At 29.4% G+C, this 21,183-nt stretch carries 19 protein-coding genes; 3 read left to right on the top strand and 16 right to left on the bottom strand.

Annotated features, from left to right (window positions below; genetic code table 11):
- Positions 1–4: 4 nt before the first annotated feature.
- The 6 genes from BEN51_RS04470 to BEN51_RS04445 form a co-directional block, all read right to left on the bottom strand.
- Positions 5–2,923: an acyl-CoA dehydratase activase gene (locus BEN51_RS04470; protein WP_119864887.1), complete on the bottom strand. Its 2,919-nt coding sequence runs from the start codon at positions 2,921–2,923 to the stop codon at positions 5–7.
- Between the two features lie 25 nt (positions 2,924–2,948).
- Positions 2,949–3,965, bottom strand: coding sequence for a LacI family DNA-binding transcriptional regulator (locus tag BEN51_RS04465; RefSeq protein WP_119864886.1), 1,017 nt, complete (start codon positions 3,963–3,965; stop codon positions 2,949–2,951).
- A gap of 71 nt (positions 3,966–4,036) precedes the next feature.
- Positions 4,037–5,560, bottom strand: a complete 1,524-nt coding sequence (galT, locus tag BEN51_RS04460; protein ID WP_119864885.1) for a UDP-glucose--hexose-1-phosphate uridylyltransferase — start codon at positions 5,558–5,560, stop codon at positions 4,037–4,039.
- 8 nt (positions 5,561–5,568) lie between these two features.
- Positions 5,569–6,555, bottom strand: a complete 987-nt coding sequence (gene galE, locus BEN51_RS04455; protein WP_119864884.1) for a UDP-glucose 4-epimerase GalE — start codon at positions 6,553–6,555, stop codon at positions 5,569–5,571.
- Between the two features lie 12 nt (positions 6,556–6,567).
- The gene (locus BEN51_RS04450) at positions 6,568–7,731 is read right to left on the bottom strand and encodes a galactokinase (RefSeq protein WP_119864883.1); all 1,164 of its coding nucleotides are present in this window, start codon (positions 7,729–7,731) and stop codon (positions 6,568–6,570) included.
- A gap of 129 nt (positions 7,732–7,860) precedes the next feature.
- Complete coding sequence (locus BEN51_RS04445; RefSeq protein ID WP_236906257.1) at positions 7,861–8,994, bottom strand: tetratricopeptide repeat-containing glycosyltransferase family 2 protein; 1,134 nt, start codon at positions 8,992–8,994, stop codon at positions 7,861–7,863.
- A 195-nt stretch (positions 8,995–9,189) separates the two neighbouring features.
- On the opposite strand from BEN51_RS04445, the gene BEN51_RS04440 reads away from it, so the two are divergent.
- A complete protein-coding gene (locus BEN51_RS04440) occupies positions 9,190–10,476 on the top strand; it encodes an NCS2 family permease (RefSeq protein WP_119864882.1) in 1,287 nt (428 codons plus the stop codon).
- A gap of 82 nt (positions 10,477–10,558) precedes the next feature.
- Here BEN51_RS04440 and BEN51_RS04435 read toward each other — a convergent pair whose 3' ends face one another.
- From BEN51_RS04435 to BEN51_RS04415, 5 genes are all read right to left on the bottom strand, one after another.
- Positions 10,559–11,173 (bottom strand): NUDIX hydrolase, encoded by a 615-nt coding sequence (locus BEN51_RS04435; RefSeq protein WP_119864881.1) that lies wholly within the window; start codon positions 11,171–11,173, stop codon positions 10,559–10,561.
- A gap of 75 nt (positions 11,174–11,248) precedes the next feature.
- The gene (locus BEN51_RS04430; RefSeq protein WP_119864880.1) at positions 11,249–11,488 is read right to left on the bottom strand and encodes a TIGR04540 family protein; all 240 of its coding nucleotides are present in this window, start codon (positions 11,486–11,488) and stop codon (positions 11,249–11,251) included.
- 91 nt (positions 11,489–11,579) lie between these two features.
- Positions 11,580–12,740 (bottom strand): MFS transporter, encoded by a 1,161-nt coding sequence (locus BEN51_RS04425; RefSeq protein ID WP_119864879.1) that lies wholly within the window; start codon positions 12,738–12,740, stop codon positions 11,580–11,582.
- 113 nt (positions 12,741–12,853) lie between these two features.
- Positions 12,854–13,234 (bottom strand): desulfoferrodoxin, encoded by a 381-nt coding sequence (locus BEN51_RS04420; protein ID WP_119864878.1) that lies wholly within the window; start codon positions 13,232–13,234, stop codon positions 12,854–12,856.
- A 47-nt stretch (positions 13,235–13,281) separates the two neighbouring features.
- Positions 13,282–13,689 (bottom strand): hypothetical protein, encoded by a 408-nt coding sequence (locus tag BEN51_RS04415; protein ID WP_119864877.1) that lies wholly within the window; start codon positions 13,687–13,689, stop codon positions 13,282–13,284.
- A 162-nt stretch (positions 13,690–13,851) separates the two neighbouring features.
- On the opposite strand from BEN51_RS04415, the gene BEN51_RS04410 reads away from it, so the two are divergent.
- Both BEN51_RS04410 and BEN51_RS04405 read left to right on the top strand, forming a co-directional pair.
- Positions 13,852–14,715, top strand: a complete 864-nt coding sequence (locus BEN51_RS04410; RefSeq protein ID WP_207652811.1) for a S66 family peptidase — start codon at positions 13,852–13,854, stop codon at positions 14,713–14,715.
- A gap of 74 nt (positions 14,716–14,789) precedes the next feature.
- Complete coding sequence (locus BEN51_RS04405) at positions 14,790–15,227, top strand: GatB/YqeY domain-containing protein (RefSeq protein WP_119864875.1); 438 nt, start codon at positions 14,790–14,792, stop codon at positions 15,225–15,227.
- A gap of 114 nt (positions 15,228–15,341) precedes the next feature.
- Here the strand turns inward: BEN51_RS04405 and purD are convergent, their stop codons facing one another.
- Genes purD through purF form a run of 5 tightly spaced genes read right to left on the bottom strand, consistent with a single transcriptional unit; the run spans position 15,342 to position 21,172 of the window.
- Complete coding sequence (purD, locus tag BEN51_RS04400) at positions 15,342–16,598, bottom strand: phosphoribosylamine--glycine ligase (RefSeq protein ID WP_119864874.1); 1,257 nt, start codon at positions 16,596–16,598, stop codon at positions 15,342–15,344.
- Positions 16,599–16,626: 28 nt separating this feature from the next.
- Positions 16,627–18,159, bottom strand: coding sequence for a bifunctional phosphoribosylaminoimidazolecarboxamide formyltransferase/IMP cyclohydrolase (gene purH / locus BEN51_RS04395; RefSeq protein ID WP_207652800.1), 1,533 nt, complete (start codon positions 18,157–18,159; stop codon positions 16,627–16,629).
- A gap of 4 nt (positions 18,160–18,163) precedes the next feature.
- Positions 18,164–18,793, bottom strand: a complete 630-nt coding sequence (purN, locus tag BEN51_RS04390; protein ID WP_119864873.1) for a phosphoribosylglycinamide formyltransferase — start codon at positions 18,791–18,793, stop codon at positions 18,164–18,166.
- Positions 18,775–19,815 (bottom strand): phosphoribosylformylglycinamidine cyclo-ligase, encoded by a 1,041-nt coding sequence (gene purM / locus BEN51_RS04385; protein WP_119864872.1) that lies wholly within the window; start codon positions 19,813–19,815, stop codon positions 18,775–18,777. Before purM ends, purN begins: the two co-directional genes overlap by 19 nt.
- On the bottom strand, positions 19,799–21,172 hold the full coding sequence (purF, locus tag BEN51_RS04380) for an amidophosphoribosyltransferase (protein ID WP_236906256.1): 1,374 nt from the start codon (positions 21,170–21,172) through the stop codon (positions 19,799–19,801). Before purF ends, purM begins: the two co-directional genes overlap by 17 nt.
- Positions 21,173–21,183: the final 11 nt, after the last annotated feature.

Genomic DNA, 21,183 nt, shown 5'->3' with positions numbered 1-21,183 from the left:
TCTATCACCTATTTCTAATTGCTTCAACCATACTTCTAATTCTAATTTTAGATGCTCCTAAGTTGCTTGTTTCGTCAATCTTTATCTGGGTATATAGTCTTCCATTTTTCTGTAATATTCCTTTTAATTCATCTGCTATTATTGCATCTGTTCCACAACCAAAGGAAACTAATTGAACTAATTCCGTATTATCATGATTTACTACATAATTTGCTGCGTTAAAAAGCCTTGCTTGATAAGTCCATTGATTTAGAATTTGTACCTTTAAGTTTTCCTTATCTATAGGAATAGAATCCTCTGTTAAAACCACAATGTCTAATGAACTAAATAACTTATAAATGCCATGATTTATTTCCTTATCTATATGATAAGGCCTGCCGGCTAAAATTACTGTGAGTAAGCCCTTTGCTTTTGCATATTCTACTGCTTCTCTTCCCTTTTTTAATATATCTTGTTTATATTTTTTATACTCTTCAATAGCCATATCATAGGCCTTAGAAATATCTCTCTTTTTAATCCATTCAAAGTTATCCTTTAAGGATTTATATAAATTTTCTACTGTACTCTTTTTAGAATTTAAATCTAAATAAGGACTTATAAAATTATAAGACTTTATCCTGCTTACATTATTTTTAATAACTTCAGGATAATATGCTACAACTGGACAATTATAATTATCATCAGATATACCCTCATCAAAATTATAAGACATTGCTGGATAAAAAATATTTTTAACATCCTTATTCATTAAGCTTTCAATATGCCCATGAGTTAATTTAGCTGGGTAGCAGGCTGTATCAGAAGGTATAGTATGCTGGCCTGATAAATATAATTTCTTTGAAGAAAGATCAGATAATATTACCTTTATTCCTAATTCATTAAATAATCTAACAAAGAAAGGCAGGTTTTCATACATATTTAAAACCATAGGAATTCCTATAGTCCCCTTCCTTCCATCATTGTTTGAATAGCTTAATAATTTATTAAATTTATAATCATATAAATTAGGAAGCTCATTTAACTTTTCCTTTCCTAAGGGCCTAGAACAATTATTTCCTGATATATATCTTCTTTTGCCTGTGAAAGTATTTATTGTTAAGTTGCAGTGATTTGTACATAAGCCGCATTTTGCAGCCTTTGAGCTATGCACAAAGTTTCTTAATTCCTCATTAGTTATTATAGAGGACTTGTCCAATTTTTTCTCTTTTGCGTATAAGGCAGCACCATAAGCTCCCATAAGACCTGAAATATTAGTTCTTATAACCTTTTGTCCAAGTTCCAGTTCTAGACTTCTTAAAATTGCATTATTGCATAAAGTCCCACCTTGAACCAGGATATTATTACCTAAGTTTTTCTTTCTAATTACCTTGTATAGAGCGTTTTTAACTACACTAATGGAAAGCCCCGCTGATATATCTTCAATAGTTGCTCCATCCTTTTGGGCTTGTTTAACTGAAGAATTCATAAAAACAGTACATCTAGAACCTAAATCAGCAGGATGTTTTGAAAATAAGCCAAGATTTGAGAAGCTTTCTACGTCATATCCAAGGGAATGAGCAAAGGATTCAATAAAGGAACCGCAGCCAGATGAACAAGCTTCATTTAAAACTATGCTTTTTATTGCCCCTTTTTCTATTTCAAAGCATTTTATGTCTTGACCACCAATATCTAAAATATAATCCACATCCTTATTAAATTTGCTGGCTGCTATGTAATGGGCTAGAGTTTCTACAATTCCAAAGTCAAGATTAAAGCCTTGCTTAATAAGTTCTTCACCATAACCTGTTACAGAACTTCCCCTTATCTTAATTTTGGCTCCATAGTTTTCATATATATAGCTTAACTGCTCTCTTACAACATCTACAGGATTTCCTTTATTATGAGCATAATATTTATAAACAATATTAGCATCATCATCAATTAGCAATAGCTTTGTTGTAGTGCTTCCTGCATCTATTCCTAAATATACATCCCCTCTAAATTCATTTATATCTAGTTCATTAACCCTTGCCTTACCATGTCTTTCTAGGAATTCCCTATATTCTTCTTCATCTTTAAATAGAGGCTGAACTAAATTTATATTATTTTTTATTTTTACTTCTTTATTTAATAAAGTCTCCCTTAAACTGTCATAGCTATATACTTTCTTTTCATTTCCACAATAATAAGCTGCTCCAATTGCAACGAAAACTTCTGCATCTTCTGGCAGTATTGCATTTTCATTTGATAAATTTAAATTTAAAATAAATCTATCCCTTAAGCCTTTAGAAAAGGTTAAAGGACCTCCTAAGAATAATATTTTTCCTTTAATTTCTCTTCCTTGAGCCAGCCCCCCTATTGTTTGATTAACAATGGCATCATAAACACTAGCTGCAATATCTTCTTTTCTTGCTCCTTGATTTAACAATGGCTGAATATCTGTTTTTGCAAAAACTCCGCATCTTGAGGCAATAGGATAAATGCATTTATAATTTTCACTTAGCTTATCTAATTCTTCTACTGTAATTCCCATAAGATTAGCCATTTGATCTATAAATGCACCTGTACCCCCTGCACAGCTGGAATTCATTCTTTCTTCTAATCCATTGGTTAAAAATATTATCTTGGCATCTTCTCCCCCTAGTTCTATAACTACATCTATTTCCTTAAACTTCTTCTTAACAGCAATAGTTGTTGCAAAAACTTCTTGTACAAAGGCTATATTTGAATCATTTGCAACTCCATAACCTGAAGAACCTGTTATTGCAACTTTAATTTCCTTATCCTTAATAATATCCTTAACATTTTCTAATTCTTCTAAAATAGTTTCTCTAACTTTAGTTAGATGCCTTCTATAACTTTTGTATATAACCTTGTCCTCTTCATTTAATATTACAAGTTTTACTGTAGTTGATCCTGCATCTATACCAAGCCTATATACCATATAAATCTCATCTCCATTAAAAAGTTTATTTTATTTTTTTGCAGCTGTCTCTTTCTACTAATTTTACAGGAAGAACTATCTTCTTACTTAAAGTTCTTTCTCCCTTTATTCTTTCCATAATAGTATTTAAAGCAGTTTCCCCCATGAATTCTGTATATACTTTCACTGTAGTTAAAGCAGGAGTTAAATACTGGGTTGTGGCAATGTCATCAAAACCAACTATACTAATATCTTCAGGAATTTTAAAACCTTCCTCATAAATAGCCTTATATGCACCAATAGCCATTGGATCGCTAGCAATGAAAAAGGCAGTTGGCCTATTTTTTAATTTTAGAGCCTTTTTCATTAGCTTATAACCATCCTCTGGATTAAAGTATCCTTTAAAAATCCACTCTTCTTTTAAATTATTTATCTTAAACATAAAATTTCTATAAGCTAATTCCCTATAGTTTATTAATTCCTCTCCATTTTCATTACTATGAGGAACAACCTTTGCTCCTATATATCCAATCTTTCTATGACCCAAACCATATAAATATTCCAAGGCCTTTATTGAACCATATTTTAAATCTACTACTATTGAATCAAATTCCCATTCTTCAGGAGATGAATCTATAAAAATAATATTTTGAGAAATCTTTTTTAATACATTAATTTCTTCTTCCTGAAATATTCCTATAGCCATAATTCCATCTATATCTTTATATTCTTTAACATTATTTGTTATTACTTTATTTAAAAATAGAGTTTTAAACTCTACATTATTTTTCAAACAATGTTTTTCTATTGCCATTCTTATAGACAGAAAATATGGATCGCTTAATTCTTTTCTTTCCGTATAAGAAGTAATTATACCAATTGTATAATTTTGACTTTTATTCTTTCTCTCCTTTAAAGTTACATAATTCATTTCTTCTGCAATTTTTAACACTCTAATTCTTGTATCTTCTGAAACATTTAAAGTAGAATCAAAATTTAATATTCTAGAAACAGTAGAGATTGAAACCTTAGCCTTTGCAGCTATATCCTTTATTGTTGCCATATTTTATCACCTCCAACATAGAGTCAGATTCAGGTTAAAATTTAGATTAAAGGGCTGTCATCGACAGCCCCCTAGTTGTTAATTATTAATTTAAGACTATCTATATATCTCTCAATAGCCTTAGTATCACTAATCTTTAAAACACCACAATGTTCTAGAACTTTAGTAAAGACTTCCCCTATTTCATCTCTTATTATTTCATCTACATTGTCTTTATTAATATTTGTGTGTTTTTTCTGTATTTCATGGCACCAATCTCCATGAATTTTCATAACCTCGTCTTCGTATATATTAACCTTTTCTCCAAGCAGATATGGCTTTAGCATTTCCATTTCATCTTTTAATCTTGCAGGAAGAACAGCTAATCCTAGAACTTCAATTAGTCCTATATTTTCCTTCTTTATATGATGAAGTTCCTTGTGAGGATGAAAAATTCCATCTGGATGTTCTTCACTAGTTCTATTGTTTCTTAATACCAAATCTAATACAAATAAGTCCTTCTCTCTTCTTGCTATAGGAGTTATTGTATTATGCTTCTCATTATTAGTTTCAGCATAAACTCCTGCTTCCTCATCAGTATAGTTTCTCCAATGTTCTAAAAGTTTATTTGCCAATTCACTTATTTTTTGTCTGTCTTTTCCTTTTAATCTTAACACAGTTAAAGGCCATTTAACAATAGACAGACTTATATCGTTAAAATTAAATTTACAAATATCCTCTGCCTTGTTCATTGGAAATTCATAGGCTCCACCTTGATAGTGGTCATGAGTTAAAATTGAACCCCCTACTATAGGCAAATCTGCATTAGAGCCTATAAAATAATGTGGGAATTTTTCTACAAACTCTAACAGTCTATCAAAGGTCTTCTTTGTAATTTTCATTGGTTCATGTTTATCTGAAAATACTATGCAATGCTCATTATAGTAGGAATAAGGAGAATATTGTAAATACCATCTTTCATCACTTAAAATCAGAGGAATTATTCTTAAATTTTGCCTTGCAGGATGATTTAACCTTCCCTTATATCCTACATTTTCTTTACATAATAAACATTTTGGATAATTTCCTTGAGGCAGATTTTTAGCTGCCGCTATTGCCTTAGGATCCTTTTCAGGCTTTGATAAATTTATTGTTATATCTATATCTCCATATTGGGTTTTACTTTTCCAAACCATGTTTTGAGCTATTCTGTCAGTTCTAATATAATCACAGGCTTTGCTTAATTTATAAAAATAATCTGTAGCTTCTTTTTTTGAAAGATTATATTTTTCATTAAACTTTCTAATAACTTCAGAAGGTCTTGGCATTAAAGCAGCCATTATTTTTGTATCTAATAAATCCCTATATACAGGTGTGTTAGATTCTAAAACCTTGTTTTCATAAGCGTAATTTAAAATATTATTTAAGATTTCAGTAGGTGTTTCAAGTTCTTCCTTTTCTAGAAGCTTTAACTCTTCTTCCCTTAACTCTTCATAGTTATCTAAATTTAAAATATCTAATAGACTATTTCTTGCAAAAATCTTATCATCTTCAGTAATTAGTCCCTTTTTCAATCCATATATTAGCAGTCTCTCTATCTCTCTATAAATTCCCATAATTTCACCTACTTAGAAAATCCGTTAGGGTTGTTTTTATGCCAATTCCATGCTGAAGCTATTATATCTTCTACATTTGTAAATTTTGGCTCCCATTTTAAAATTTTCTTAGCTTTTTCTGCTGAAGCAATTAATCTAGCTGGATCTCCTGCCCTTCTTTCACAAACTTTAGCTGGTATTTCATGACCTGTTACTCTTCTAGCAGCCTCAATCATTTCTTTTACAGAGAAACCATTACCGTTTCCTAAATTAAATATATCGCTGCTGTTTCCTGCCCTTAAATATTCTACAGCAAGAATATGAGCATTTGCTAAGTCTGTTACATGAATATAATCTCTTATACAAGTTCCATCTTCTGTATCATAATCATCACCAAAAATAGAAATAAACTCTCTCTTTCCTAGTGGCACTTGAAGTATTAGTGGAATTAAATGAGTTTCAGGATTGTGAGCTTCACCAATAGTTCCGCTTACATGAGCTCCTGCCACATTAAAATATCTTAAGGCAACATATTTTAATCCATAAGCAGTATCACACCACTTCATCATTTTTTCCATGGCTAGTTTTGTTTCACCGTAAGCATTTGTAGGCTCTGTTCTATCATTTTCAGTTATTGGCATCTTTTCAACTTCGCCATAAGTAGCAGCTGTTGAAGAAAATACAATTTTCTTAACATTATTATTAATCATCACTTTAAGCAATACTTCTGTTCCATGAACATTATTATTATAATATTTTAATGGATTCGTCATACTTTCTCCAACTAAGGAGTTAGCTGCAAAATGTATTACTTCTGTAATATTATTTTCCTTAAATACCTTATCTAATTCTTCTTCATTTCTTATGTCTACATTATAAAACTTAGCTTGCTTATGAACAGATTCGATGTGACCTGTTTCAAGATTATCTACAACGACTACTTCTTCTCCTTTTTCTATTAATTGATATACTGCATGACTTCCTATATATCCTGCACCGCCACAAACTAAAATCATTACTATTACCTCCTAAATTTCTCTAGTTCCATCTCCCACATTTGCAATATAGAAGCTGGCTTCGTATCCTATTTTTTCTTTGTATCCTTGTCCAACTTTACTTATAAAGTCTTCAACTTTATCTTTTTTAACTAAAGATATAGTACATCCCCCAAAACCTGCACCCGTCATTCTTGAACCTAAAGTTCCTTCATGGCTCCAGGCAAGTTCTACTAGAGTATCTAACTCAATTCCAGTTACTTCGTAATCATCTCTTAAGGAAATATGAGATTCATTCATAAGCTTCCCAAAAGTAACTAAATCTCCATGATTTAATGCTTCTTTTGCCTTTAAGGTTCTTTGATTTTCATATACGGCATGTTTAGCTCTTTTTCTATTAATTTCATCATTTATTAAATGTTTATTACTTTCAAATTCTTCTATACTTAGTTCTCCTAATGACTTTATATTTAATATTTTTTGTAATTCTGAAAGAGCTGTTTCGCATTGGGATCTTCTTTCATTATACTTAGAATCAGCTAAACCTCTTCTCTTATTCGTATTGCCAATTACTAATATTAAATCCTTTAATTCTAAAGGGACATAAGAATAATTTAGATTATTACAATCTAACAGAATTGCATGAGCTTTTTTACCCATTCCAATCGCAAACTGATCCATGATCCCACAATTAACACCAACAAATTTATTTTCTGCTTCTTGAGCGTATTTAACTAGCTGAACCCTATCAATATTTAGCTTAAATAGTTCATCCATCATTACTCCAATTAACAATTCTAAAGATGCAGATGAGGATAAACCAGCTCCATTTGGTATATTTCCGTATATATATGCATCAAAACCTCTTTCTATATTATAACCGTTTTTCATTAGAACATCTAGTACGCCTTTTGGATAGTTAACCCAATCATGTTCTTTTTCATATTTTATAGCATCTAAATTAAATTCTATAACTCCTATTTCAGTAAAATTTTCTGAATACATTCTTACAAGTTTGTCCTCTCTAAGAGCAACTGCACCATAAGTTCCAAAGCTTAAGGCACAAGGAAAAACATTACCTCCATTATAATCAGTATGCTCTCCAATTAAGTTTACTCTTCCAGGTGAAAAGAAGGTTCTCACCTTTTCAGAATAGCCAAAAAATTTTTTAAAACCCTTTAAAATATTTTCTCTCATAATAAAGTCCCCTTTCCATTTTATATGATAATTTTAACAGAAAGAGAAAACATTTTCAATATTTTTTCTTGATTTTTTACTCGTTTTTTACTAATTATTTTACTACTTTTTATTTAATTTTACTCATTATTATATATCAAATCTTAAATCTAACTTTAACTTTGGAAGTTCTTTCTTTAACTCTAAAAATTTATGTTGAAAATATCTTCTATTATAGTTAATTTTATTCATGTCTCCGCCTTGTAATCCGGCTAATTCATTATAATAATAAGCTTTTTCGTAATTCTGAAGCTTTGAGTAACAAACAACTAAACTTAAGGCTGGCACCCAAGTATAGTATGCCTTATTATTAAAACCTAAATGACGCTCTCCTGGCTCACATTTTAAAGCAGCCTCATACCAAAAAATTGCTTCTTCTATTTTATTCTGACTGCTAAAAATATCTGCCAGACTACAACATATTTCTCCTGTAGGTTTATATTCCTTTAAGTATCTTAATATAGTGTTTATTGCCATTTCATCATTTCCTTGTATTCTATAACATCTTATTAAATTGTTATAGGCAGCCTTATTATCTTCAATCCATCCCTTATTTTCTGATAAAAATAATTCATAATTTCTAATAGCCTCCTCATAACGGCCATTGTAATAAAGTTCATTTGAAAAATAATACCTGTCTCTTGGGCTAAAAGGAAGTTTATCTTCTGCCATCTTTAAAAATATTTTTAAATTTCTATCAGTAGCAGCCTTAAGCTTGTCATGCATAATTGTTATATCACTGTCTATAATATTTCCGAACACTTCTAGATACTCATGAACTCTTCCAATCCATTGAAAATTTCTTTCTCTTTTTACAAGTCTATTTCTTTTTAAAGAAAAGCTGGTATTTCCTGCTGCATCCCTAATTAAAGAATAATCCATTGTAACCGAATCTACATTTTTATTTAAGCTTTCTTTTAATAATTTAAACTTTTCCCTATTAATATCATCAATATAATCATCAGCATCAAGCCATAATATATAATCCATTGAAGCCTTTTTGAAAGCAAAATTTCTTGCTGCAGCAAAATCATCTATCCATTCAAAATCAAATATTTTTGATTTAAAGTTCTTTGCAATTTTCTTTGTATTATCAGTTGAACCAGTATCTACTATAATTATTTCATCTACAAAATCAATTACAGAGTTTAAGCACCTTTCTAATGTAGCTTCCTCATCTTTAACTATCATACATAAACTAATTGTTATATTATCTCTTTTCAATAGTTACACCTCATCAAATTAATCTCTTAATATTCTATGTAATATTGAATTAATATTGAATAACAGAAGTAAAATATTTCCATAATAAAAATACTAAAAAGATTTTAAAGGTTTGTTTACTTTTAAAAAAATGTGATATAATACTAATGCATATTGCGGGTGGGAGAGGGAAAAAGAAAGAGGTTAAATGAAAGGATGGAGAGATTATTTAATTTTACAAAACATAAGACCAGTTTAAAAACAGAATTAATAGCCGGTCTAACTTCTTTTTTCTCTGCAGTATATATTATTGTAGTGAATGCAAGTATTTTAAGTGATGGAGGTGTAAAACAAGAACCCCTCATTATTGCAACCATTTTAGCATCTTTTATCGGTTGTTTACTTGCAGCTTTTGTAAGTAATGCTCCACTTATTATTATGCCTGGGATGGGTATAAATGCATTATTTACTTATACAATAATTCATACTTTAGGTCTTAATTTTAATCAGGCCTTAACAAGTGTTTTTACTGCAGGTGTACTGTTTTTAATAATAGCATCTACAAAGCTTTCTAAAATCTTAGATAAAGCAATACCAAAATCCTTAAAGGAATCTATTTCTGTAGGTATTGGTTTTTTCATTACTTTCTTAGGCTTACAGAAAAGTGGTCTTATAGCTGCTGATCCTTCAACTTTTGTGAAAATACAATCCTTCAATAATCCAAGAATTGTATTTTTCATTATAATTTTTATTATCACTCTAATTTTATTCGTAAAAAATATTCCAGGAGCCTTTTTAATTAGTATAATTGTTGCTACTATTTCATCAATTATGTTAGGGCTTACAGAGCTGAATATATCAGGTTTTTCCTTGCCAAATTTCAAGGAATATTCATCAATTTTCTTTAAATTAGATTTTACTAATTTTTTTACTTCACAATTTTGGATAGCAACCTTTTCATTTACTTTAATTTTAGTATTTGAAAATATAGGGATACTTCATGGACAAATGACAGGATTATTAAATGCACCAGAAAAGCAAAATAAAAGCTTAGTTGCAGTTGCATTATCTACCATTGCCTGCGGTCTTTTAGGAACAAGTCCATCAGTATCGACTGTAGAAGGAACTGCTGGGATATCTGCTGGAGGAAAAACTGGTTTTACCGCGATTGTTACCGCTTTCCTAATTCTAACATCAATGTTATTTATACCATTTTTAACCTTAATACCTGATGAGGCAATAGCTCCAATATTAATAATCTTAGGCAGCTTGATGGTTAAAAGTATAAAAGAAATTGATTTAGAAGATATTTCTGAAGGTATTCCTGCTTTTTTAACTATTGCTTTAATTCCATTAACCTTTAGTATAATTGATGGTATAGCCTTTGGTTTTATATCATACACTTTAATAAAACTAATAGTTAAAAAGAAAGAAGAAATTTCTATTCCTATGTATATTATCTCAATTACTTTTATTATATATTTTCTACTTTCAGCACTATAAGTTATTAAAGTAAAATAATAATATTAATTTTTTAGTATAAATAAAATTTGTTATTTCAATTAATAAAAGTGCGAATATGCTATTATTCGCACTTTTTATAAATATTTATAAAATCTTCTAAAATTTTTGCTGTCATCCCCCATATCACTTTATCCTTATAAACATAAAAAAGAGTTTCTAATTCTCCTTGATAAAAATTATAATTAACTCCCCCATTAATTAAATGATAAGGAAAATTATCTCTGTTAACTTCAAGCTTATTTTTCACTCTTATCGGCTTAATTTTTAATAATTCTTCTAAGGGAATAATCAATAATTCCTCTACTTCATCAAGATTTAATTGTATTTTTTCTGGATTTTTAATATAGCCTAAATAGGGATGAATTATTTGATTATAATGAGTAATAAGAAGGTCTAGGGGGCAGATTATATCAAAATCCTCTTTATCTAAGCCTATTTCTTCCTTAATTTCTCTTATCACAGCATCTTCAGCTTTCTCAGCCTTTTCTATTCCCCCTCCAGTAAAGGAAATATCACCAGGCTGAGTTTTCATAGATTTAGCCCTTATTTCAAAAACTACATTTAACTTATTACCTATCTCAAGCAGTAATATAGCCACTGCTGATCTTTTCATCTTTTTCCAACCGCTAATATATGGAATATTATTATTAAATTTTTTTATTAGATTATTTATCATACAATCCCCTCCACAATACTTCAAGCTTTCAATTTAAACTATTATTTAAATTAAAGGACCGTCAAAGACAGTCCTCTAATTTAACTCTTTATTTTCAATTATTTTATTAATAATTTCTGCTCTTTCATCTCCTAAGTATGGATATATTTTAGATACTATTTTTCCATCCTTATATGCTCTTTCTCCATTTACTTCAATTATCTTCATTACTCTTTCTTTTAGAATTTCTTCGCTTAATAAATCTTCTAAATAATTATCAACTAAATCCTTAAGGCAGGTACCTAGTTCTTTTGGGTTTTTATATTTTGTTCTCATTTGCATCTCCTTATTGTAATGTATAGTTTATGAACATTAATATAACCTAAATTTTGTTAACTGTAAATACTATTTAATCTACAAAATTATTCTAATTATTTTTTCTCGTTGGATTTGGTAATATAGCAAAAAAGATAAATATTGAACTAATAATAAAAATAAAGCCAGCTAAATACATGCTAAAATAACCAAAGCTTTTTTGAAGCCATGCATAAATGGAAGGATAAATAAAATTAGATCCCCCAGTACTTAATACTGATAAGATAGAAAAAGAAATAGCTACTAAATCACTTTCAACAATATCTCTAAGATACTTAAATAAAAATGTTAGATAAATTCCATATAAAACTCCATGAAGTTGATCACCTAAAACTATAAGTATAACTGAACCGGTTGAAAATAATAAAACTTTAATGGAAGCAATAGTTAATGCAGTCATTAAACATTTTTTACTATTTAATTTTCCAGCATATTTAGAAACTATCATAAAAGAAAAGAATTCTACTACAACCCTCAAACTTATAGATGTACTATAAATACTATTAGCTTTATCAGTATCTCCTATTATGTCAACTAAATAGGTAGAATATGCAAAGTCTAAGCCCATATAGCTACCCATTCCTAAAGCAACTGCTAAAAATAGAAATAATATATTTTTATTTTTAAGCAAATCTTTTACTTCAACTTTTTCATTACTTTTTCTTATTTCCTTTTTACTATTATTATTTGCAAACTTAAATAGTATTATTAACATTAAAAAAATTAATAAAGCTAAAGCTGATAAATGTAATGCTCTATAATTAAAGCTACTTATTATTAAGCCTCCTAGAAAAACAATGCAAGCATAACCTATAGAACCCCATTTTCTTATATCTGAAAATTCATATTCACTAAGGGAAGCAAGTTCTTCAATATATATCTCAAATATACCTGCTAGTGAATTTAAAATAAAGCCATAAATCATGGCAAAATATATTGCAGTATGTACATTAATAAACATTAAACCTATTATTGCTAATAAAACTGTTATTAAATATCTAATAATAAATTTCTTTTTATCTTTTACCTTAGAATAAAAATTAGTTAATAAAGGTTGTCCAATAATATTAAATAAAGCTCCTAAAGTTACAACCTTACTAACATCAGCTAAATCTAACCCTACACTTTGATTTAAATATGGATAATAAAAAGTTACAATTATACTAAATAAACCAAATATAATAAATGTACTTATATTATAATATTTTTTCATTGTATTCCTCCAGATATTTCAAAATTGAACTATAAAAGTTGCTAATTACACAATGAAATACGAATATTTCATGTTAAAAGGGCTGTTAAGACAGCCCCTTTTTTCTTAATTAATTATTTTGTAGTCCATAAACCATGAATATTACATAATTCTCTAACTTTTTCAATTTCCCCATTTATTTTGAATTCAGCTTCTGGTTTCTTGCTTGAATCTAATTCTTGTCTGTATACTTTGCCATCTTTAGTTATTACTTCTATCCATTCAATATAATGTTCTGGTATCATTGGATGCTCAACATCACCAACTTTGATATATGTTACTCCATCTTTTTCTTCATATACAGGTACATGTTTTTCTACAGCAGCATCAACTGTATTTTCTTGATATAATTTCATTTCCTTACCACAGCATACTAACTTGCCGCCAGTTTCTCTTAGAGCTTCTACAACGGAGCCACACACCTCACATTTATAAATTCCCAATTTTTTAATCATAATAAACACTCCTTTTAAAATATTTAAATTCTTCCATTTATTTTATTTTACAATTTTATTGCTTCTTCTGCAAGAGAAGAAACATATAGATAATCTCTGACATCAAAGTAACCAAATATTATTCTTACCTTTAATTTATTAATATATTCCTTTAATTTTTTTGCTAAAATTTCAGAATTATTACTTATCTCACTATTTTCGCCATTAAGATAATTTACAAGGGCCAAGTTTGACAAATAGACATTTATATCTTCTACATCATTAAACTTTAATATTTCTTCTATTCCATAAAAGACAGCATAAATTTGAGCTTCACAACAGGTTCCTGCACCTAAAGTTTTTGAAAAAGAAATTTCCTTTCCATCGTCACTTATTATTACTCCTCCAATGCCTATGCTTCCAGTCAGTTTTCTTGTGTTTTTACATTTCCCATTAACATAAAGTCTATATTTCATATATCCTCCATTATAAACTTCTTCTTTCTTAAAAATATTCATATAAAAATAGAATTATTCTAAAAGGATATATTAAAATATATATAAGATACATTTAATATATATAATTTCTTTTATAGCAAATTATATACATCAAAAATATTAATCAAAATTATGGAGGTTATAATGAAAAATATACTTAACAAAGAAGATAAAATAGGTTTAGTATCCTGCTCTAATGGATATGATTTAAATAAAAAGGATGATATATTAAATTTAATTAAAATACTATCTTCAATGAAGCTGAATGTAGTTATTTCAAACAGCTTATTTAAAGATAGTAATAATAATACTCAAGCCCCAATTTATAGGGCTAAGGATCTTATAAAAATGTATGAAGATAAAAATATTAAGGCTATTTTTGATATATCTGGAGGGGATCTTGCAAATGAAATATTAGATTATATTGACTTTAATATAATCACTAAAAACAATAAGCCTTTCTTCGGCTATAGTGATTTAACAGTTATACTAAATTCCCTTTATAAGAAATGTAATATTCCCAGCTATAACTATCAAATAAGGAATTTAATAAGAGATAATACTAACACTCAAATAACAAACTTTAAAAATACCTTTCTAGAGGGAAGAAAAGATCTATTTGATTTTAAATATTCTTGGGTAAATGGAAAGCAAATGGATGGAATAGTTATAGGAGGTAATATTCGCTGTTTATTAAAACTTGCTGGTACAGAGTATATGCCTGATTTTGAAAATAAAATACTCTTCCTTGAAGCCCTAAGCGGTGATATAAATAAAATATCTACATATATTGCTCAACTTAAACAGCTAGATGCATTTGAAAAAATCAAGGGATTAATTCTTGGAGAATTTACTGAATATGAAAGAAATAATCATAATATTAAAATAGAAGATTTGATTAAGAATAAAATAAGTTCCAATATTCCAATAATAAAAACATCAGAGTTAGGTCACAGTCCTAATTCTAAGGCTATTACTGTCGGAGAGTATATTAGCTTTAACTAAATTAGGTTACCTTGCAAAAAAAATCCTAAAAGTATATAATTTTTCTAGTAACAAATATATAAAGAGGTGAAACCATGTTAAAAGAAGAATTAAAGAAAAACGAAATTGCAGCTATGAAGGCAAGAGACAAACAAACAGTAAATGTATTAAGATTAGTTAACTCAGAAATTAAAGCTTATGAAGTTAATGAAAGACAAGAAGCTACTGATGATGTTGTCATTAAGATAATTGAAAAGCAAATAAAACAATTAAAAGAAACTCTTGAATATGCTAAACAGCTGAATGATGAAGAAAAAATAGCTGAAGGCTCTTTTGCTATTAACCTATTAACTCCATATTTACCGGCTCAATTAAGTGAAGAAGAAGTTGAAAAAATGATAAGAGATATTATTGCTGCTAATAACTATACTAAAGCAGATATGGGCAAAATAATGAAAGAAATTATGCCTAAAATTGCTGGTAAATTTGATAGATCAAAAGTTAATCCAATGGTTAAAAATATACTTGAATAAAATATATAAAATGTACAATGAAGAATGTAACAAGAAGGATTACTTAAACTTTTCCTTAAAATTTCCTTCATTATATATAAATATTGATCATTCTGCATTGTACATTAAAATTAGCTATCTATATATTTCTCCTATATCTGTTCTATAGTATGCCCCCTGAAATTTTATCTTTTTTATATTTTTATATACCTCTTTTTTTGCCTTATCTATTGTTTCTCCTAAACTAGTTACAGAAAGAACCCTTCCTCCATCAGTAAGTAATTTTTCTCCTTCATGTTTTGTTCCATTATGAAATAATATTATTGAAGACCCTAATTCATTAATGATAATTTCATGACCTTTTTTGTAATATGACGGATAACCCTCTGAGCTTAAAACTACTGTTAAACTAACTCTATCATCCCATATTAAATCTTCCTCACTCAAACTTCCGTCAAGAGCCTTTAAAAATATATCTACTATATCACTTTTTAGTCTAGGAACTATTACCTCTGTTTCAGGATCGCCAAATCTTACATTAAATTCTAAAACTTTAGCTTCTCCTTCTACTAGCATAAGTCCTATAAACAAGATACCATTAAAATCTAATCTTTCTTCATTAAAACCCACTATTATTTTATTCAAAATATTTTTCCTAATAGAAGCTTTAAGTTCCTCTGTAAATAATGGATTAGGTGAAAAACATCCAACTCCACCAGTATTTGGCCCTAAATCTTTTTCATATATTTTTTTATAATCCTTGGCACTTTCTAAAGGTATTATCTTTCCATTTGTTACAAAACATAATAAGGAAGCTTCAACCCCATCTAAAAATTCTTCTATTATCACTTTATTACCTTCGCTACCAAAGTATTTGTTTACTAATATATCCTTTAAGGCTACTTCTGCTTCATCCTTAAAGTTACAAATAATAACCCCTTTACCTGCACATAAACCATCAGCTTTAATTACTAGAGGAAATTTATAATTTTCTAAATCTCCTATGGCCTTTTCATAATCTGTATATGATTTATACTTGGCTGTTGGAATACTATATTTCTTCATAAACTTCTTTGAAAAATCTTTACTTCCTTCTAATTGTGCACATTTCCTATTAGGGCCAAAAATTTTTAAATTATGTTTTTTAAACTCATCAACTATGCCTAAAACTAAAGGTTCCTCAGGACCTACTATAGTCAAATCTATTTTTTTTTCCAAAGCAAATTTAAGAAGCTTATCTATTTCATTAGGATTAATATTAATATTTTCTGCTATATCCTTAGTTCCACCATTACCTGGTGCGCAATATATCTTACTAACCTTATCAGACTGAGCAATCTTCCAAGCTAAGGCATGTTCTCTTCCACCACTTCCAACAACTAAAATTTTCATCCTATACCTCCAAAAATTAATCCTCTTTTTAATGCTTAAAGTGTCTTATTCCTGTATATACCATTGCTATTCCATATTTATCTGCTTCTTTTATAGATTCTTCATCTCTAATAGACCCTCCTGGCTGAATTATAGCTGTAACACCTGCTTCGGCTAAAGCTTTAACACAGTCTGAAAAAGGAAAGAAACCATCTGAAGCTGCTACACTTCCTTTTACTTTATATCCCCCTCTTTCTATTGCCTTTTCTGCTGCCCATATTCTATTTACTTCTCCAAGACCTATTCCAACAGTAGCCTTATCTTTTGCTATTATTATCCCATTAGATTTAATATTCTTAGCTGCCTTCCAGGCAAATAATAAATCTTCCATTTCTTCCCTAGTTGGCTGTTTTTTAGTTACTACTTTATACTCATCCTTTAAAAGTAATTCATTTCTATCTTGTACTAATAATCCTCCTAATATTTTCTTATAGTCTAGAGCATTATAATTATTTTTATTAATATCATCTATTTGGATTAATCTTATGTTTTTCTTTTGAGTTAGTATTTTTAAAGCTTCTTCTGTAAAGGAAGGGGCCATCACAACTTCAATAAATATCGAATTAATCATCTCTGCAACATCAGCATCTATTTCTCTATTTACTGCAATGATGCCACCGAATATAGATACCTTATCACATTCATATGCCTTTTTATAAGCCTCAATTAAATTTTTTCCGCTTCCAATGCCACATGGATTTGTATGTTTTACTGCTACTACTGTAGCTTCTTCAAATTCTTTCAATATTTCCAAGGCTCCATTTGCATCATTGAAATTATTAAAAGAAAGCTGCTTTCCATGTAATTGCTTGCCTGAACTAATAGAGCCTGGGAGATCAAAGACCTCCTTATATAAGACTGCCTCTTGATGAGGATTTTCTCCATATCTTAACTCCTGAGCACGATTTAAAGCTAAAGTTAATTTTTCTGGAAATTTTATTTTAGTTAGTTTATTAAAATAGCTTGAAATTAAAGCATCATAGTATGCTGTATAGCTAAAGACCTTACAGGCTAAATATTCTCTTGTTTTTAAGCTTATATCTCCTTTTTTATTGAGCTCATCTAATACTTTTTCATAATCTTCAGGATCAACTATTGCAGTAACAAATTTATAGTTTTTAGCTGCTGCCCTAATCATAGATGGACCACCAATATCAATATTTTCAATAATCTCCTCTTGAGTTGAATTTGGATTTTTTATAGTTTCTTCAAAAGGGTATAAATTATTGACTACCATATCAATTGAATTTATATTTAAGGTCTTAATAGTTTCTAAATGCTCCTCTTCATCTCTTTTATATAATAAGCCAGCATGTATATATGGATTTAAAGTTTTTACTCTACCATCTAATATTTCTGGAAATTTTGTAATCTCCTCTATCTCTATTATCTTTAATCCTTCAGCTTTTAAATCCTTAGCTGTTCCCCCAGTTGATATTATTTCCCAGCCTAGATCAATTAAGCCTTTTGCAAAGCTAAATAAATTTTTTTTATTATAAACACTGATTAACGCACGCTTCATAATATCACTCCTCAATTATTTTTACATGTCTTCCTTCTATTTTTAGCTTTCCCTCACAAAACAACTTTACAGCTTTTGATAAAATCTTATGTTCAGCTTCCAATACTCTTTTTTGAAGACTTTCCACAGTATCATCATCATAAACTTTTACTGGTTCCTGTAGTATCACTGGTCCAGTATCTGTATTTTCATCTACAAAATGAACAGTTGCTCCAGTTATTTTGCAGCCATAATCAAGTACAGCCTTATGTACCCTTTTCCCATAAAAGCTTTTTCCACAAAAACTAGGGATAAGAGAAGGATGTATATTTATTATCCTGTCCCTATATTCAACTACAAACTCTCTTGAAAGTATTTTTAAATATCCTGCTAATACTATTAATTCAATATCCCTTTTTTTAAATTCCTCAATTAGCTTTCTATCATAATCTACTGCATTTTTATACAGAGTTGGGTTAATATATATTGCTTCAATATCGGCTTTCTTAGCTCTTTCTAAACCAAAGGCATCTTCTTTATTGGAAATAATTAATTTTATACTTCCATTTATATAGCCTTTTTTTATATTATCAATTAAGATCTGCAAATTAGTTCCGCCACCTGAAATTAGTACTCCTATTTTGGTTTGTGCCATAATTTAACACCCTTATTGCCTTTTTTAATATCTCCTAATATATAAAACTTCTCATCTCTTTCCTGTAAATAGTTTTTTATTTTTGGCAGATCTTCTTTTGAAATAACAAACATCATTCCAACCCCCATATTAAAGGTAGAATACATCTCATCAATATCAATATTTCCCAATTCTTGTATCAAATTAAATACCGGAGGAGTATCGATTAGCCAAGTTTTTATATTCGCCTCTAGTCCATCAGGCAGCATTCTAGGAATATTCTCATAAAATCCACCGCCTGTAATATGGCATAAACCTTTAATATTAAAATTTTCAATTAAGCCATATACAGGGTCATAATAAATCCTTGTAGGTTTTAGTAATTCCTCTCCTAAGCTAGAGTCCAAGCTAGCATAATATCTATTAAAATCTAATTTCTCCTTTTCTAATAGGAGCTTTCTAATTAATGAATATCCATTGCTATGAACTCCTGAAGAAGCTAGTCCAATTATTATGTCCCCCTCTGCTATTGTAGAGCCATCTATAATATTTTCTTTATCTACTATACCTACACAAAAACCAGCTAAATCATATTCTTCTTTCTCATATAAGCCCGGCATTTCAGCGGTTTCTCCACCAATTAAAGCACAGCTTGCTTTTAAGCATCCATTAGATATCCCTTCAACTATTTTGGCCATTTTTTCAGGGATCAATTTACCAGTGCTAATATAATCTAAGAAAAATAGAGGTTTGGCTCCTTGGCAGAGAATATCATTAACACACATAGCTACACAATCTTCTCCAATGCTATCATGCTTTTCCAGCATAAAAGCAATCTTTAGCTTAGTTCCTACTCCATCTGTTCCTGATACTAACACAGGCTCCTTATATTTTTTTATATCAATTTGAAATAAACCTGCAAAACTACCTATATCATTTAACACCCCAGGTATATGAGTCTTTTTAACTACATCCTTAATAAGTTCTATTTCCTTATATCCAGCTTCCTTATCTACTCCTGAATCCTTATAAGTTATAGACATTTTTTCCCTCCTCTTCTGGTGGATCTATAGCATATCTGTTATTGAAACAGCCTGTACAAAATCCATTATTTTTCCCTACAGATTTAACTAGACCTTCTAGAGACATAAAATAAAGTGAATCGGCTCCTATTAGCTTTCTTATTTCCTCCGAACTCATATTAGCAGCAATTAGATCTTTTTTACTAGGAGTATCCATTCCTAAATGGCAGGCATTTATTACTGGTGGTGAAGCTATTCTTACATGAACTTCCTTTGCTCCTGCCTTTTTTAACATTTGCACAATTCTTTTCATAGTTGTCCCTCTAACTATAGAATCATCTACAAGAATAATTCTTTTGCCATCAATGTTTTCTTTTATGGCATTTAGTTTTATCATAACTCCCTGTTCTCTTAATTCCTGGCTAGGTTGTATAAAAGTTCTACCGACATATCTATTTTTTATTAAACCTTCAGCATATGGAATATTTGCTTCTTCAGCAAAGCCTATGGCGAAAACAGTTCCAGAATCAGGTCCCCCAATTATAATATCTGCATCATTTCTTGACTCCCTTGCCAATTGTCTTCCTGCTTCCCTTCTTGATGAATAAATACTTTTACCATATAGAAGACTATCAGGTCTGGCAAAATAAACTAGTTCAAAAAGACATAAGTTTTCTTTTGCTTTTTTTCTTGATATAGTTCTTAAAGCTTCATTGTCTATAACAATTACTTCACCTGGATCTATATCTCTAAGAAATTCTGCTCCTATATTATCAAATACACAACTTTCAGAAGATACAATATAGTCTTTTCCTAATTTACCTAGACATAATGGTTTTATACCATAAGGATCCCTTGCTGCTATTAACCTATCATTTGTCATCATTATTAGAGCATAAGAACCTGAAAGTTCATCTAGAGATTTTATAACTGCTTCTTCTATATTATCCCTACTATTTCTAGCAACTAAGTTTGCAATAACTTCTGCATCTAACTCAGATTGAAAAATCACTCCTTCTTCTTCTAACTTATCTCTTAAAATATTAGAATTAACAATTGATCCATCAAGAGTTATGGCTAATGCACCTCTTTTATAACCAGCTACTAGTGGCAGGGTAGTTAAAAGGCTCTGATTACTTGAATTAAAAGCATATCTAACATGTCCTATGGCTATATTGCCAGTAAGTTTATATAAGTTATCCTTGGATAAAACTTCATTAACAAGACCTGCCTCCCTATGATAATCTATAAAACCATTATTATTTACTGCTATTCCTGCACTTATCTGTCCTCTATGCTGTAATGCATAAAGTCCATAATAAACAACCTGTGCTACATCCTTTCTATTTGAACTATATATTCCAACTACTCCACTCAATGCTGTACCTC

The organism is Clostridium isatidis (assembly GCF_002285495.1).
Taxonomy (GTDB): domain Bacteria; phylum Bacillota; class Clostridia; order Clostridiales; family Clostridiaceae; genus Clostridium; species Clostridium isatidis.
Note: the sequence above shows the minus strand (reverse complement) of the source record. Positions and strands in the feature narration are given on the sequence as shown.

Excerpts from the sequence above, each read along its gene's own strand:
- BEN51_RS04470 (WP_119864887.1), bottom strand. The coding sequence starts at position 2,923 with ATGGTATATAGGCTTGGTATAGATGCAGGATCAACTACAGTAAAACTT.
- BEN51_RS04465 (WP_119864886.1), bottom strand. The coding sequence starts at position 3,965 with ATGGCAACAATAAAGGATATAGCTGCAAAGGCTAAGGTTTCAATCTCT.
- galT (WP_119864885.1), bottom strand. The coding sequence starts at position 5,560 with ATGGGAATTTATAGAGAGATAGAGAGACTGCTAATATATGGATTGAAA.
- galE (WP_119864884.1), bottom strand. The coding sequence starts at position 6,555 with ATGATTTTAGTTTGTGGCGGTGCAGGATATATAGGAAGTCATGCAGTA.
- BEN51_RS04450 (WP_119864883.1), bottom strand. The coding sequence starts at position 7,731 with ATGAGAGAAAATATTTTAAAGGGTTTTAAAAAATTTTTTGGCTATTCT.
- BEN51_RS04440 (WP_119864882.1), top strand. The coding sequence starts at position 9,190 with ATGGAGAGATTATTTAATTTTACAAAACATAAGACCAGTTTAAAAACA.
- BEN51_RS04435 (WP_119864881.1), bottom strand. The coding sequence starts at position 11,173 with ATGATAAATAATCTAATAAAAAAATTTAATAATAATATTCCATATATT.
- BEN51_RS04430 (WP_119864880.1), bottom strand. The coding sequence starts at position 11,488 with ATGAGAACAAAATATAAAAACCCAAAAGAACTAGGTACCTGCCTTAAG.
- BEN51_RS04425 (WP_119864879.1), bottom strand. The coding sequence starts at position 12,740 with ATGAAAAAATATTATAATATAAGTACATTTATTATATTTGGTTTATTT.
- BEN51_RS04420 (WP_119864878.1), bottom strand. The coding sequence starts at position 13,234 with ATGATTAAAAAATTGGGAATTTATAAATGTGAGGTGTGTGGCTCCGTT.
- BEN51_RS04415 (WP_119864877.1), bottom strand. The coding sequence starts at position 13,689 with ATGAAATATAGACTTTATGTTAATGGGAAATGTAAAAACACAAGAAAA.
- BEN51_RS04405 (WP_119864875.1), top strand. The coding sequence starts at position 14,790 with ATGTTAAAAGAAGAATTAAAGAAAAACGAAATTGCAGCTATGAAGGCA.
- purD (WP_119864874.1), bottom strand. The coding sequence starts at position 16,598 with ATGAAAATTTTAGTTGTTGGAAGTGGTGGAAGAGAACATGCCTTAGCT.
- purH (WP_207652800.1), bottom strand. The coding sequence starts at position 18,159 with ATGAAGCGTGCGTTAATCAGTGTTTATAATAAAAAAAATTTATTTAGC.
- purN (WP_119864873.1), bottom strand. The coding sequence starts at position 18,793 with ATGGCACAAACCAAAATAGGAGTACTAATTTCAGGTGGCGGAACTAAT.
- purM (WP_119864872.1), bottom strand. The coding sequence starts at position 19,815 with ATGTCTATAACTTATAAGGATTCAGGAGTAGATAAGGAAGCTGGATAT.